Here is a 14,370-nt window from a genome sequence, read left to right as displayed (position 1 = left end):
TTTTTAGAAAAGAAATATTTTTGAAATTAGTTAATTGCTTTTGAGTAATTTCTTTAATACAATCGCTGTTTTGTCAGAAGAAGGTCCAGATGCATTTTGATTTACAATTGTCCCATTTTGGTCAAGCAACAAATATCTCGGAATTGAATCGATAGCTAATTTCTTTAAATAATCTGCGGTTTTGGTATTTAGTATGAAGTAACTATTTGCAGATAATTCCTCCTTTTTATGTGTTGCTTTCCAGGATTCAAAATTAGTATCTATTGATAAGTATAAAAAGATAACCTCGTCGAATTCTTTTTTTAATTTTTTGGAATCAGGAAATGAAGCACGACACGGAGCGCACCAACTCGCCCAAAAATCGATATAGATTACTTTTCCTTTATTGGCTTTTAATAGTTCTGATAATGTAGTTTGTTGTTTGTTTTCGTCAAATAAAACAACTTCTTCGGCGACTTTTTTTAATAGTTCGTGAGCCGCTAAAAATGAACTTTCAAAACCTTCAATCATTTTATTATTTGTACTGTGTTTTTTAAAAATTGAAATATAATGCGTTAGCTTTTGAGAAGTTGAAAGTTTATTCAAATAAATATACAACAGATATTCTTTAGCGCGAGCAGAAAACAAATCAGATTTTTCGATTTTTAAAAAGGTATTTTCATCGTCATGCGGCTCCAGCTCAACATCTCCAGTTCTAGTTTTATTGCTCTTAAATTCATTTTTCACGTATAACTCTAAGAAATAACGGTACGATTTTAACCAAATTAAATCTTCATTTTTTAAGTCATTTTTATACTTACTAAAATCGGTTTCTTTATCGGTGTTTAAAAAATAATACTTTACATAACTCGCTTGATTGTCAAATGTTTCTTTAGAAATCTCATCTTTTTCTACCAAAGGGTTCAATTTATTAGCGAAATCATTAGCATAATTTTTCAGAACTGTTTTATATTCTTTTTCCTCTTTTGAAGTACGACTTCTTTTATTGTTTAGATAAAATAGAAAATCCGCGATCGGAAAAGACAAGTTTAAATCACTTTCTAAATTCACATCTAATCTTTTGGTAATTCTATTATTGATTTTAAAAAACGGGAATTCTTTTTCATAATCAATTTCAACAATATCACCTTTTTCTAAAATTAATCGCGAACTTTTATTAAGTGCTGACCAATTATGAATTAAGAAAATTTTATTCGATTTTAATTCAATATGAATAGTGTCGTTCTCCTTTTTGTTAGCTGGAGAAAGATATACAGTTTCATAACTGTTAAATTCAGTATAACTTATCGACGGATTCATTAGTTTCGGACCATTAGTTTCCTCAAAAAGATAATTACTCTTTTTAAAAATTAAAGTGATGGTTTCAGAATTCTTCTGACCAAAAATACTAATCGTCAAGAACAGAAATAAGAATACATACTTTGCAATCATGTTGCTAATTGAGTTATATTATCGTTTTAAACTAAAATGAGATTTAAATTCTTTGTTTTCGCCATTTTCTTTATAAAAAACGGTAAACCAATAATCAGTTGACGGTAAGTCTCGGCTGTTGTATTTTCCATCCCATCCAGCACCGCCAGAAATCAATTGTTTTAATAGTTTTCCATAACGGTCATAGATGTACACTTTCGCTTCTGGTTGTCCTTCAATTCCTCTAATATGCCAAGTGTCGTTATAACCATCTCCATTAGGTGTAAAGTATTTGTCATAATCGAAAACAACTGCTTCTAATTTAACAGAATCACATCCATTTAAGTCATAAACAGTGATTTCGTGAATTCCTGGTGCAACATTTTGAAATACGTTAGTGCTTTGTATTTCGCCATTATCTAATTGGTAAACATAAGATCCGTTTCCGAAAGTATTTACAATTATTTTTATGTTGTTTTGAAAAGAATATTCAACTCTAACCGTTGCTAAAGCGGGTTGTGAAACAATTACTGTACTTGCTTTTGGCTCTGAAACGCAATTTGTTAAGAGATCTGTTGCAACAACAAAATAGTCGCCTCCTTGCGAAACTTCAAGCGTGCTTCCGGTTTCATTTGGGAGCAATGTGGTGTTATTATACCATTCAAATGAATATGATGTACTGCTTAATCCAGAATCAATAATAAAGGTTGAAAGCAATTCATTAGTTACGGGATCAGTACAAATAAAACCATCTTGAGGCGTTGGTTCGGGTAATAAATCAACTCTTATTTCAAAGCTAGTAGTAACCATACATTTGTTTTGTGTCGATTCATCGATCACTTTTACATACAGCGTTTGTGGACTAGTTAAATTTTCATAATTTGAAATAGTTGCAATTGGTTCATCAACAAGTAATAAATCATAAGATTCGTAAAACGCTATTGAAATGTTTGAATTTCCATTTTGAACACCTAAAATTTCAGGAATCAATAAACTTAAATCAAACGAATTGTAACCGTCATTTATTCCGTCTTCATCACATAGAACCAATGGATTTGGTTGATTTGCAAACGGAGTATTTTCGGTGACTAATAAAAACGATACGGTAGCAACACAATTAGTTTGATTGTTTTTAATGCTAGCCCAAATCGTGGTATTAGTACTTAAATAAGGCGAAGCAATAGCATTCGATACTTGTTTGGCATCTACTTCCGTAAGATGATAATTTACGGTAAAAAAACTTGGATTTTGACCGTTTAATACTTCTGCTGTTTTGGTTGATAAATCAAAAGAAGCTTGGCCAGTGGCATTAATAATACAACTTAAATAAGATGCAACTGGGCTTGTGTTAGGTAAAGGATTTACAATAATTTTTTGTTCCACTACAACCGCACAAGACGTTAAAGCATTTGCAGGCAAAGCAATTACTCTAATGTAAATTGTAGCACTTGCCGTTTCATAAGCAGTAAAATTCAAAATAGGCTGTAGTCCGGACGCTGCATTTTCAGGAGTTGCATGATAAGTTAATTGATAAGTAGTATTTCCATTTAAAAGCAAATTGGAATTGGTACTCAAATCAAAATTCTCGGTTAAATTCCCTGAATTTACATCGTCACATTTTATCAATGTTGGTAAAGTAAGAACCAAATTATATGGTTTTGGCACTACTTCTAATTGTTGCTCTACAACAACTGCGCATGTAGTTAAAGTCGTTGAAGTATTTGATTGTACACGAATCCAAACGCTAGTTGTTCCAGTTAAATAAGAAGTGGTATTTACTATTGGATTTGTTCCGTTTTGTGCATCATTTTGAGTTGTATGATAAGACACAATTGCAGCGTTATCACCATTTCTAATGTAAGTGATGTTTTGAGAAATATCAAATTCTTCTTGTAAGTCGCCAGTTAAATTGTCATCGCACAAAACTATTTTCTGCGGTGTCAAATTTGGTATTGGTAAAGGAATTACCTCTAATTCTTGTTCAATTACAACAGCACAACTTGTCAGAGAACTTACAGGTGTTGCCACAACTCGTATCCAGACACTTGTTGATGGTGAATTAAAAGCTGTTGCATTAGCAATTAGGTTATTGCCATTTAAAGCTTCACTTTCTGTACTGTGATAAGTGATGGTCCAAGATGTATTTCCGTTTCTAATGTAGTTCTCGTTTAATGTAATATCGAAAATTTCACTTAAATCGTTTGCTCCATTTACATCACATAATTCAATTTTTGTTGGATTGGTCAATGGATCTGGATAAGCAACAATTTCGATGGCAATTGAAGTCACAGAATAACATCCTGCTGCATCTTGAAAGCGAATCCAATACGTTTGATTCGCTACTAATTGAGTATAATTAGTGTTTGAAATTAGTTCCGACGCTATTTCGTTTTCAGCACCATTTTCAGACAAATAAGAAGTAATTGTATAAGTAGAAAAGTTTGAATTCAATGCATTAAAGTAAGAAGACAAATCTATTACTTCTGTATCATTTCTGTCTAAATCGCAAATTTTCGCAGCATAAGAAGTTAGAACAATCGGACTATAAAAATTATAATTTAATTGTTTTATAATAGAACAGCTAGTCGCGTTGTTCGTAATTTTTACAAAAATTGGAATTGTAAAATTTGTAAAGTTGTATAATGGAGAAATAGTATTTATTCCAGCAATTGCATCGGCATTTGAGTTGTAAAACTCCAAACTTATTGAAGTTGGTGCATACGTGTTTAATATCGTATAAACCGTTTCCTCTAAATCAATTGTTTCAGTGCCGTTTGCGTTGTTGTCGCAAAAGTTAGTAAGTGTTGGAAAAACATAATCTTCATAAAAAGGAATTAGATTAATTGTTCCATAAGTATCGCAGTAATTAGAATCTTTCGTTAAACGAACATAGATTAAATTAGTAGTGTTGTTTTGATAATTTGATGCTGTCGTAATTGGACTAACATTGTTTTGCATATTTTCCAACGTTTCAAAATAAGAGAAACTAACACCAGTTGCATTGGTTAACTGAGCATTCGCTTGAGTTAAATTGAAGAATTCTAAACCGTTATTATCAGCATCGCATTCAATTAAATCTACACTAGAAACTAATAGTGGAATTGAAGGTTTAATTCTTATAATTACACCTTTTACCTTACTACAATTATTAGCATTCGTTCCTTTTACATAAATAGTTTTAGGAAAATCAGCTAATGGAATAGTGTAATTTGCAAAATCAACAATCGCATTAATTCCGGCTAAACCATCTGCTTCCGAATTAAAATATTCAAAGGTAAAAGGTGCGGTGTTTTCCACAACAGTTCCATTTAAAACGGTTAAATCTAAAATATAAATTCCGTCTAAATTCTCGTCACAAATATCAAAAACGCTGTTAACAAATTTAGGTAAATTATAGATTTGTAGTTCAAGAATTTTCACGGTGTAACAACCAGTAATTAGATCCTGAAAGCGAACGTAGATGTTTGTTGTTTGATTTGCCACAACGGCATAATTCGTAGTGTTTACTATTGGTGAAGTATTACTAATGGCATTTGCATTCGAAATATGGAATGAAATTATATAAGCAGCAGGATTCGCGATCATCCCATTTGTGCCAACTCGAAGAATAGAAGATTCTAAATCAAAAACAGCTTGAAGTTGATTGGTTGTAGAAATATCACAACTAAATTGTGTGGTATCGAAAGCATCAATCACCACATTTCTTTGAAGTGAAATCGTCGCGATAGAAAAACATTGGGTTGCATTGTTAATTACTTTTACATAAACTACCGGCGCGTTGTTTGAATCATCAAAAACAGCATTGTAATTGCTTACATTAGCATTTGATAGCATGTTTAAGCCATTCTGTAAATCGGTAAGATTATTATAATACTGGAAAGTTAATCCAGTTATTGAACCGACTAATTGACTTTGGTAACTAAATAAATTTATAGTTTCGGACCCATTTCCTAAATTATCGCAAACAATAGGAGCAATGTTAGTAATAACAGGCGCATCATTAAAATTAATTTCAATAGGATAAACGCTAGAACAACCCGCTACTAAACCACTTTGAATACTAACATAAATAATTGTTCCATCCTGAATATTATATCCTGCTGGTAATTGTGGTGTTCCTGCAGTTGCGTCTGCCATTGAACCGAAATACTGGAAGTTATATAAAACAGAATTAAGGGTAATTATTTGGGAATTGAAAACTTGAAAATCAGCAACTGTTTCATTGTTGTCGTTTTCAAAGTCACAATAATTTACCGTAGTATTTACTGTTAAAGGCAAGCTCTTAATTTCAATCTCAATAGGTACAATTCGGGTGCAATTTGTAACGGTATTGGTTAATTGCAGGTAGATAAAACCAGTTGTTCCAAAGATAGTTGTGTCGTAAGTGAATAAATCCCAGTCTGGAAGTATTTCAAAAACGGCATCACTATTCTGAGCCGCTAAAAGAGTAGAATATAGTTTTTTAACAATAGGTTGAAGCGGATCTTCGATTACAATGGAAGTTACTAATGCATTCAAATTCCCTAAAACTACTTGATTGTCATTGTCTAAATCGCAGTATTCTTGAAGTCCAATGTTATTTACATTTACAGAATCGTAAAAGCCAAACTGAAATTCCTGAATTGCAGGACAAACAATTGGTGTATTTGGAGGTAAAACTGCTGACTCTACTATTCTTACAAAAACAATCGAAGCAGCATTTACTGTAAATAAATTCGGATTGGAGATTGGATTTAAGCCTGTGTAAGCGTCATTAAGTGTATTGTGTATAGATAAAATAGGAGTTGTATAACCTGTAACATCTACTGTTGGTAGTAAAATGTTTAGGTCGAAAATTTCTGTTCCATCAGAATCGATATCACAAACTTTAGTAACAATCGGTGTTTTTATGTCAAATGATTTCAAGCTAAAATTTAAAGTGTAATCACTATCGCAACCATAAGAAGATACTTTTACATAAACAGTCGTTGTTCCAGTAACTGTAATTGTGGTAATAGGGTTGCTGTTCGATAAATAATCTGGCATTGAAGCGTAAGCAGTCACTAATTCTCCTGGATTTTCATTTCGTATTTGTTGTAAGTATGAAACGGGAACTGGACTGTTTTGTAAATCTATAAATTCTATATTGTCATTATAAACATCACAAATTTCAATAGCTTTAATTTCATGTTTTTTGAATTTTAAAGGAACAATTATTCTTTTAATTCCCACAATTCCATTCACATCGGTAAAGCTAACCCAAATTTCAGAAAACGGAGCAACCGGTGTAAATGCGCTTATTTCAGCCAACGATAGTTCGACTAAAACATCTTGCGTTTGCGCACCTAATAAAGTGGTATAAAATCCAACAGGAGTAGGAACTGGAGCAACCGGAATTGCATTCATTACATTGGCGTACACAATATTCAAATCAAAAGTAGGAATAACATCTCCGACTTCTAAACATGCGCCAAGGCCGCCAAAACCACCGCCTCCGCCACCACCGCCTCCGCCATCTCCACCTTCTGCCACGCAAAAAGTTAAGACAACAGGTATAATTCCTCGGCAATAGCCATTTGCATTAGCAACAATATAGACTGTAATATCCGGTTGTCCCGAAGGAATAATCACATTGTGAAAATTAGGATTTAAAATTGGATTAGTCTGATTTGTAGCATTCGCTAATGACGTGTAATAACTTAGCGTTAAGTCGGAAGGATTTGCTGGACCTGTTGAAGCCGTCACAGCAATAGAAGTTAAGTCGAATAATTCTTGAAAATCAAAATTCGTATCAACAATACAACTAGCCGTTGGTGGATTTAAAACTAAATTTTGCAACAATTGAAGTCGCACTTTAATAATATCAAAACACTGCGCACTTGCAGTATTACGAATTCGCACATAAACATCGTAAAAGCCAGGAGTATCCGTTAAATTTATTGACGTTACCGGATTCACATTTGCAACAGCATTAGCTGCATTTTGAAAATAAGTCGCCGTCATCCAAGCACTATTAAAACCCGTAATCTGACTGGTTAATGAACTTAAATTGATGTTATTTTCTACACCGTCATTTCCTGCATCGCAATAATTAATGGTAACGTCATTTAAATCTGGCGTTTGGTATAAATTAATAGTAACTTTTGCTGTAGAATAGCACGTTCCTAGCGTTCGTCTATAATAAAAAACGGTAGTTGCAGCGGTCAAATTATAAACATCCATGTTTGGAAGCGCATTGACATTGTTGTAGGCTTCTAATTGTGAATTGTGAAAAGTAATTGTTTCACCCACAATTGGAGCAACTAAAGCAGTAACATCATGAATTTGATTGGGAAACGGAGCTGCAACATCACAAACATTATCAATTATATTTAGTGATAATGGAAAACTCGAATCGTAAGTTACATTGAAAACACCTGCAATTTTTTTCGACACACAAGTGTTATAAGTTACTGTAGCTGTATAAAACGTATTCGCTTGTGGCGGAATAACCTCAATGGGATTACTGCTTCCTAATGAAACTCCAAATTGATCCGTCCAAACGATAGTTGTTGCAGAAGCACCCGAAGGAGTGAATTTATAAGATTCATTAGTAACCGCAAATTCAGACGTATTTCTTCCGGCTGGAGCCACTCCTAAAGTTCCAGTTGCATTATTTAATCCAATTAATGAATTTCCATTTCCATTGGCACTAATATTACCCAAGCAAGGCAAAGGTTTTTCTTGAACATTAACTTCAATTTCGTTCGTTGTTTCCGATAAAATTATTTGAAAATATGCTTTTTGAGCATCTAGTCCTGTACAGTTAAAGTAGTTTACACCATTAAAATTAATTATGGTTTTTCTAAAAGGAGCAGTTCCTATTGTGTAAGACGTAATTGTTCCACAATCTGTTGTACAACCAAAACCTACAGGAGCAACGATATAATCGTGAAAACCACCAAAAATCGCATTTCTAATAAGGGAAGGACTTGGAGTTGTATTTCCAATAGAAGAAAATGAACCTTCTGGAGTTGCTAGATTGTAACCAAAACGAACAATTCCGTTGTCAGAAACATTAAATGTACTGTATGAATTTCCGTAAAAACAGAACACGAAACCTACAGGAACCGTAGCGCTCCAAACATCATCTGCGTTTATTGCAATTGGATTTCCATCAGCTAAATTTCCGGTAATATTGTACGCAACAGCAGACGAAGTGTAGTCAGTTGTCGTTTCTAAAATAGGAAAAGTAGCGGTTAATTGAATTTTTTGCGGCGGAACAAAATCGTATGTACAATCAATCAGCGCATTTTCTATATTGTTATTATGATCTGTAATAGTTACAGTTGGCGTTTGACCATTCATAAAATGAAATGATAAAAACGATAGAATTAAAAGAGTAATTTTCTTCATATCAGAAGTTTTTGTAATAAAAAGCAATTGACAACACAATAGTTTATACACTATGAAGTCGTCTAACTGATGTTTAGTAATAAGGTTTTAACTAGTTTAATACTAGAAATTAAGCGTTTTAAAGTTCGCTTTTGCTTTCTAATCCCGCAAATATAATATAATATTTTGCAGTATAAATTTATTACGAAAATTCATTTTAAAATACTTTGTGAGGAGCAATATATAAAACAAATTATTACTTTTACTCGGTTAAAAAAGAAGAGCAATGCAACTTAGTTATTGGGAGTTAAAAAATTGGTTTACGAATGTAGACTTCACTATTGTAGGAAGTGGAATAGTTGGGTTACATACCGCTTTGGCGCTTCGCGAACGTTTTCCAAAAGCTAAAATTCTAATTCTCGAGAAAGGGATTTTGCCCCAAGGAGCCAGCACAAAAAACGCTGGATTTGCTTGTTTTGGTAGCATTTCAGAAATAGTAGATGATTTAAAAAACCATACCGAAGAAGAAGTTCTACAGCTAATTCAAAAACGCTACGCAGGTTTGCAATTGCTTCGAAAAAATGTAGGAGATCAGGTGTTAGATTTTAAGCCCTTCGGTGGTTACGAATTATTTCTAAAAGAAGACGAAGCGCTTTATGAAAAATGTCTTCAGAAAATCCCATTCATTAACGAAATCATCAAGCCGCTTTTTAAAACGGATGTCTTTTCGAAAGAAGTAGATCGTTTTAACTTTGGAAATATTTTCGAATATCTTATTTTCAATCCGTTTGAAGCCCAAATCGATACCGGAAATATGATGCAAGCGTTGTTGAAAAAAGCGCACGAAAACGATATTTTAATTTTAAACAGTCAAACCGTTACGAGCTATCAGGAAGGAAGTACAAATGTTGAGGTGATTGCTAATGGAATTACTTTTAAAACCAACAAACTTTTATTTACTACCAATGGTTTTGCTTCGAAATTAACTAATAATCAAGTGCAACCGGCAAGAGCGCAAGTGCTGCTTACAAAACCAATTCCGAATCTAGATATTAAAGGAACTTTTCACTTAGATCAAGGCTATTACTATTTCCGAAATATTAACGATCGTATTCTTTTAGGCGGTGCTCGAAATTTAGATTTTGAAGCTGAAACTACTACTTCACACGATACGTCAACATTAATTCAAAACCGATTGGAAGAATTATTAAAAACTGTAATTTTGCCAAACCAAGATTTTGAAATTGAACACCGATGGAGTGGCACAATGGGCGTAGGAAATCATAAAAACCCCATTATAGAACAACTTTCTAATCACGTCTATTGCGGCGTGAGATTAGGCGGAATGGGCGTGGCAATAGGAAGTATAGTCGGACAAGAATTAGCAGATTTAGTATAATATGGCAAAAAAAGTTACTCCAGTTGCAAAGAAAAAACCTGCAGCAAAAAACACAACCGCAAAAAAGAAACCAGTAAAGAAAAGATCCGTTTTACAAAAGATACTGCGCTTCTTTTTATTGGCTTTTATGTGGTTTAATATCATTAGTTTTTCTTTGGTTTTGTTATATAAATTTGTTCCGGTTCCTTTTACACCGTTAATGATGGCAAGAGCTTTAGAACATAATGATGAAGGAAAAGATATGAGATGTAATCACGATTGGATTCCTATTGAACAAATTTCTTTAAACCTTCAAAAAGCGGTAATTGCCAGTGAAGATGGTCATTTCTTGGAACATTCCGGATTTGATTTTGAAGCCTTGCACAAAGCCTATAAAAGCAATCAAAAAGGAAAAAAACTAAAAGGTGGAAGTACGATTTCGCAACAAACCGCTAAAAACGTATTTTTATGGCAGGGAAGAAGCTATTTGCGGAAAGGTCTCGAAGCTTATTATACCGTTTTAATCGAATTAATTTGGGGAAAGAAACGCATCATGGAAGTTTATTTGAACAGTATTGAAATGGGCGATGGTGTTTATGGTGCAAAAGCTGCCTCAAAACATTGGTTTCGAAAAGATGCGAAAAGCTTAACGCGATATGAAGCCGCCGGAATTGCCGCAATATTACCAAATCCGAGAAAGTTCAAAGCATCGAATTCGTCAAGTTATATCAATCAAAGAAAAGCGAAAATAAGTCGGGAAATTGGTTTTGTAAAATTGGATTATTAAAAAGCTGTTATCGTTAAATCAAAATAGGGTTTGGTAAACTGGTATTATTTTGTGTTTTTAGATTTACTAATTTTATAAAGCGCTAATAAAACAGTATTTAAAATAGTAGTAAGCAATAGTTTCTATCTTATTAATGATAACAAAGATAAACTTTCAATTCACACCGGAACAGGTTTTGTTTCTTTGAACAAAGGTGCAAAAACAAGCATCAGTTATGCTGCAGGAAAAGAAGTGCGCTGGGCGGATTCTGGAAAAAATGGCGATTTAATCTTTAAAATTACTGATGATATGTGTGGCAAAACACTGAAATTATCAGATCTAATGAAATAAATTTTTACCATTATAATTGCCAACCGAAAGCATTTTGTTTTCGGTTTTTTTGTTTTAATAGTAACATTTTTGTTTTATACTCTACTAATTAGCAAAACAATAGGATATGAAAGCACACGAAATAGATTATCAGATTTTTGGCGAAGAAATGCAATATGTGGAAATTGAATTAGATCCACAAGAAGTTGTAGTTGCCGAAGCAGGAAGTTTTATGATGATGGATAACGGCATTAAAATGCAAACTATTTTTGGCGACGGAAGCGAAAAAGAAGACGGTATTTTGGGAAAAATTTTATCAGCTGGGAAACGTGTTTTAACGGGAGAAAGTTTGTTTATGACCGCTTATTTAAACGTAGATCAAGGCAAACGAAAAGTGTCTTTTGCCGCACCATATCCAGGTAAAATTGTCCCTATAGATTTGAATAAGTACGGCGGAAAATTTATTTGTCAAAAAGATGCATTCTTATGCGCGGCGAAAGGTGTTGCAGTGGGGATTGAGTTTTCTAAAAAACTAGGTCGTGGTCTTTTTGGTGGCGAGGGATTTATTATGCAGAAATTAGAAGGCGACGGAATGGCTTTCATTCACGCAGGTGGAACACTAGCCCGAAGAGAATTACAAGCAGGCGAAGTTTTAAAAGTGGACACCGGTTGTATCGTGGGATTTACAAAAGATATTGATTATGATATTGAATTTGTTGGCGGAATCAAAAACACAATATTTGGAGGTGAAGGTGTTTTCTTCGCTACACTTCGCGGACCTGGAGTTGCTTACATTCAATCTTTGCCTTTTAGCAGATTAGCGGATAGAATTATTGCCTCAGCACCGAAAGCGGGCGGAAGCAGTAGAGATGAAGGAAGTTTGTTAGGTGGTTTAGGAAGAGCGTTAGGTGGCGACAACAGATTTTAATTTAACAATATTTTATATATTGATTATCAGTCGATTAGCTTTTATAATTGTAATTTAGGATTCTAAAACCATAAAATTATGAAAAATGCTATCGAAATTAAGAACGGTTTTTTACTGTTTATTGCATTAGGAGTTTACTTTCTATTGATGGATGCGCTCGGATTTGCTAACAATGCTATTTTAAGAACCTTTAATGCGGTGCTTATTTTGTATTTTATCAATAGAACAATTTCTTATAAAATAGAGAACGGTTCCACTGGTTATTTTGATACGTTTTTTGCGGCACTGAAAACTGGGGCTTTAGGCGTGCTCTTAAGTATGATAGGATTAGTAATTTTTGTACAATTTAAAGGTGGCGAAATCTTCTTGAAACAATTATCAAGTTCGTTATATTTTGGTAAAGATTTAGGCGTTATTGCTTATGCAGCAGCCTTGTTTTTTGAAGGAATTGCTTCTGTGTTTATTGGCGTATTTTTAATAATGCAATACAGAGGGAAACAATTGTTTAATCCAAAATTAGATTGATATATTCCTAAAGTGAATTAGTGTAATCTGATTGTAAATATTTAGTTAGCAGACTAATAATTATATAAAAATCCCGACTTATATCGGGATTTTTTTATTTTGTTAGCACAGAAATTTGTAATTTTTAAGGTGTTAATAGATTATTTTAGACACTTAATCGATTAACAATTGCAAACTTCCTGTTGGTGTAGGGAATTATTTAAGTTTGTCAAATAAAATATGCGGATCTTGGAATTAGAGGCTCGTGTGTTTATAAGTGGAGCACCATTTTAAAAAAACTATAGCATATGACAACATTTGATAACGAATTCGATTTAACATCACGTAGTCTTGATGAGCTTATTCTTAAAGAAACAAACTCAAAAGATAAATGTGTTATTTGGGATTCTAATAACAGCGAAATTGCCTATTCTAGTTTCTTAATTGGTAAAAACTCTCAAACAAAGACAATCTGTGAGGTTGCGTTATTTAAATCCAGTGAAACTCATAAATATTTGCCTCGACCAGTTTTTAAAAAAATTGCTTTAAATGGCGATATAAAAAGTACTAAAGCTGGCGATAAAATTATAATTAAACTTGACAGCTCAGAAGAAGCCATAACATTTTGGAAACTTATCGGATTCTTGTTTTCTTACAAGGAATTAGTAGATGGTCATGAATTTGAAAAATCATACAAAGTTTTACCAAAAGATTCTTATGTCATAGAGTTTAAAAACAAAACTGAAAAAGAAAGAATCGAAGATTTAAAAGATTTGTTCAAAATTTCAGACTTATCAACTTCAGCCATTAAATCAATAACATTTGAGTCAAGAAAGCAAAATCTACGAGCTTTTTACTTTCTACTAAAAAATGTAATAATTAATAACACTGAAGACAGTTTAAAAAAATACTCTGCAAAATATAGCATTCAAGGTGGTGAAGAACACATTTGGCACCACTTTTTGCGAAGCCACGATTGGATATTAGGTTTGAATACTGACATAAGGTTCGTAACGGATTTTTTAGACGAACAGAAAATTGGAAACCCAAATTCCAAAGGAAGTGGAAATCCTCAAACAGATTTATTAGGAATTTCTGATTTTACCGTACTTGTAGAATTAAAGCATAGCAATACTGAAATTTTCAAAAAAACTAAAAGTAAAGGACGAGCAAACACTTGGGATTTTACAGCTGACTTTATCGAAGCTATTAGTCAATGTTTAGGGCAAAAAAATGAACTAGAAAAATCATACGAATCTAAAGTTTTTATAAAAGAGGATTTGAGCAGATTAAATAAAATAGGAATTCATACAATTGATCCGAGAGCATTTTTAATAATTGGGAATAAAAAAAAAGAATTTCCAATTAAAGATTTAAACGATATAAACTTTATAAAAAACGATAGCTTAGAAAGATTTCGGAGAAATAATAGAAATATTGACGTAATAACCTATGATGAATTGTTCGAAAGAGCTTATCACATAGTTTATTCAAAAAAACTGCCAATAGATTGGTATTCCTTAGCTGAGAATGATATATTTCCAAATTAAACTATGCCCAAAAGCGATTTGTAAGGAAAGCGTCTTAAAGTTATCAATAACATTTGAGAGGTTTATGTGTTAGCTTTTCTCGCCTTAAGTGTGATTGCAACAAGGCTTGCTGATAAGATCTACCCGGGAAAGTCTCAATTCATTACTATAA

The 14,370-nt window shown here is 33.0% G+C and carries 8 protein-coding genes; 6 read left to right on the top strand and 2 right to left on the bottom strand.

All coding sequences use genetic code 11. The annotated features are described in order from the left end of the window. Positions 1 to 30: 30 nt before the first annotated feature. Both ACFSX9_RS06345 and ACFSX9_RS06340 read right to left on the bottom strand, forming a co-directional pair. A complete protein-coding gene (locus ACFSX9_RS06345; protein WP_379805797.1) occupies positions 31 to 1,431 on the bottom strand; it encodes a TlpA family protein disulfide reductase in 1,401 nt (466 codons plus the stop codon). A gap of 18 nt (positions 1,432 to 1,449) precedes the next feature. Then, the gene (locus ACFSX9_RS06340; protein ID WP_379805795.1) at positions 1,450 to 8,784 is read right to left on the bottom strand and encodes a T9SS type B sorting domain-containing protein; all 7,335 of its coding nucleotides are present in this window, start codon (positions 8,782 to 8,784) and stop codon (positions 1,450 to 1,452) included. 265 nt (positions 8,785 to 9,049) lie between these two features. Between ACFSX9_RS06340 and ACFSX9_RS06335 the strand changes: the two genes are divergently transcribed. The 6 genes from ACFSX9_RS06335 to ACFSX9_RS06310 all read left to right on the top strand — a co-directional run bounded on the left by ACFSX9_RS06335 (position 9,050) and on the right by ACFSX9_RS06310 (position 14,219). Next, a complete protein-coding gene (locus tag ACFSX9_RS06335; protein WP_379805793.1) occupies positions 9,050 to 10,162 on the top strand; it encodes an NAD(P)/FAD-dependent oxidoreductase in 1,113 nt (370 codons plus the stop codon). 1 nt (position 10,163) lies between these two features. After that, a complete protein-coding gene (mtgA, locus tag ACFSX9_RS06330) occupies positions 10,164 to 10,928 on the top strand; it encodes a monofunctional biosynthetic peptidoglycan transglycosylase (protein WP_379805791.1) in 765 nt (254 codons plus the stop codon). Between the two features lie 183 nt (positions 10,929 to 11,111). Then, on the top strand, positions 11,112 to 11,258 hold the full coding sequence (locus ACFSX9_RS06325) for a hypothetical protein (RefSeq protein WP_379805789.1): 147 nt from the start codon (positions 11,112 to 11,114) through the stop codon (positions 11,256 to 11,258). A gap of 106 nt (positions 11,259 to 11,364) precedes the next feature. Beyond that, on the top strand, positions 11,365 to 12,165 hold the full coding sequence (locus tag ACFSX9_RS06320) for a TIGR00266 family protein (protein ID WP_379805787.1): 801 nt from the start codon (positions 11,365 to 11,367) through the stop codon (positions 12,163 to 12,165). Positions 12,166 to 12,243: 78 nt separating this feature from the next. Continuing rightward, positions 12,244 to 12,690: a hypothetical protein gene (locus ACFSX9_RS06315; protein ID WP_379805785.1), complete on the top strand. Its 447-nt coding sequence runs from the start codon at positions 12,244 to 12,246 to the stop codon at positions 12,688 to 12,690. Between the two features lie 287 nt (positions 12,691 to 12,977). Further along, on the top strand, positions 12,978 to 14,219 hold the full coding sequence (locus tag ACFSX9_RS06310) for a Shedu anti-phage system protein SduA domain-containing protein (protein WP_379805783.1): 1,242 nt from the start codon (positions 12,978 to 12,980) through the stop codon (positions 14,217 to 14,219). The last annotated feature ends 151 nt before the right edge of the window (positions 14,220 to 14,370 follow it).

This window comes from Flavobacterium ardleyense (genome assembly GCF_042686085.1).
GTDB lineage: Bacteria > Bacteroidota > Bacteroidia > Flavobacteriales > Flavobacteriaceae > Flavobacterium > Flavobacterium ardleyense.
The sequence above is the reverse complement of the archived record's forward strand: the minus strand, read 5'-3'. Positions and strand labels throughout refer to the sequence as shown.

Excerpts from the sequence above, each read along its gene's own strand:
- ACFSX9_RS06345 (WP_379805797.1), bottom strand. The coding sequence starts at position 1,431 with ATGATTGCAAAGTATGTATTCTTATTTCTGTTCTTGACGATTAGTATT.
- ACFSX9_RS06340 (WP_379805795.1), bottom strand. The coding sequence starts at position 8,784 with ATGAAGAAAATTACTCTTTTAATTCTATCGTTTTTATCATTTCATTTT.
- ACFSX9_RS06335 (WP_379805793.1), top strand. The coding sequence starts at position 9,050 with ATGCAACTTAGTTATTGGGAGTTAAAAAATTGGTTTACGAATGTAGAC.
- mtgA (WP_379805791.1), top strand. The coding sequence starts at position 10,164 with ATGGCAAAAAAAGTTACTCCAGTTGCAAAGAAAAAACCTGCAGCAAAA.
- ACFSX9_RS06320 (WP_379805787.1), top strand. The coding sequence starts at position 11,365 with ATGAAAGCACACGAAATAGATTATCAGATTTTTGGCGAAGAAATGCAA.
- ACFSX9_RS06315 (WP_379805785.1), top strand. The coding sequence starts at position 12,244 with ATGAAAAATGCTATCGAAATTAAGAACGGTTTTTTACTGTTTATTGCA.
- ACFSX9_RS06310 (WP_379805783.1), top strand. The coding sequence starts at position 12,978 with ATGACAACATTTGATAACGAATTCGATTTAACATCACGTAGTCTTGAT.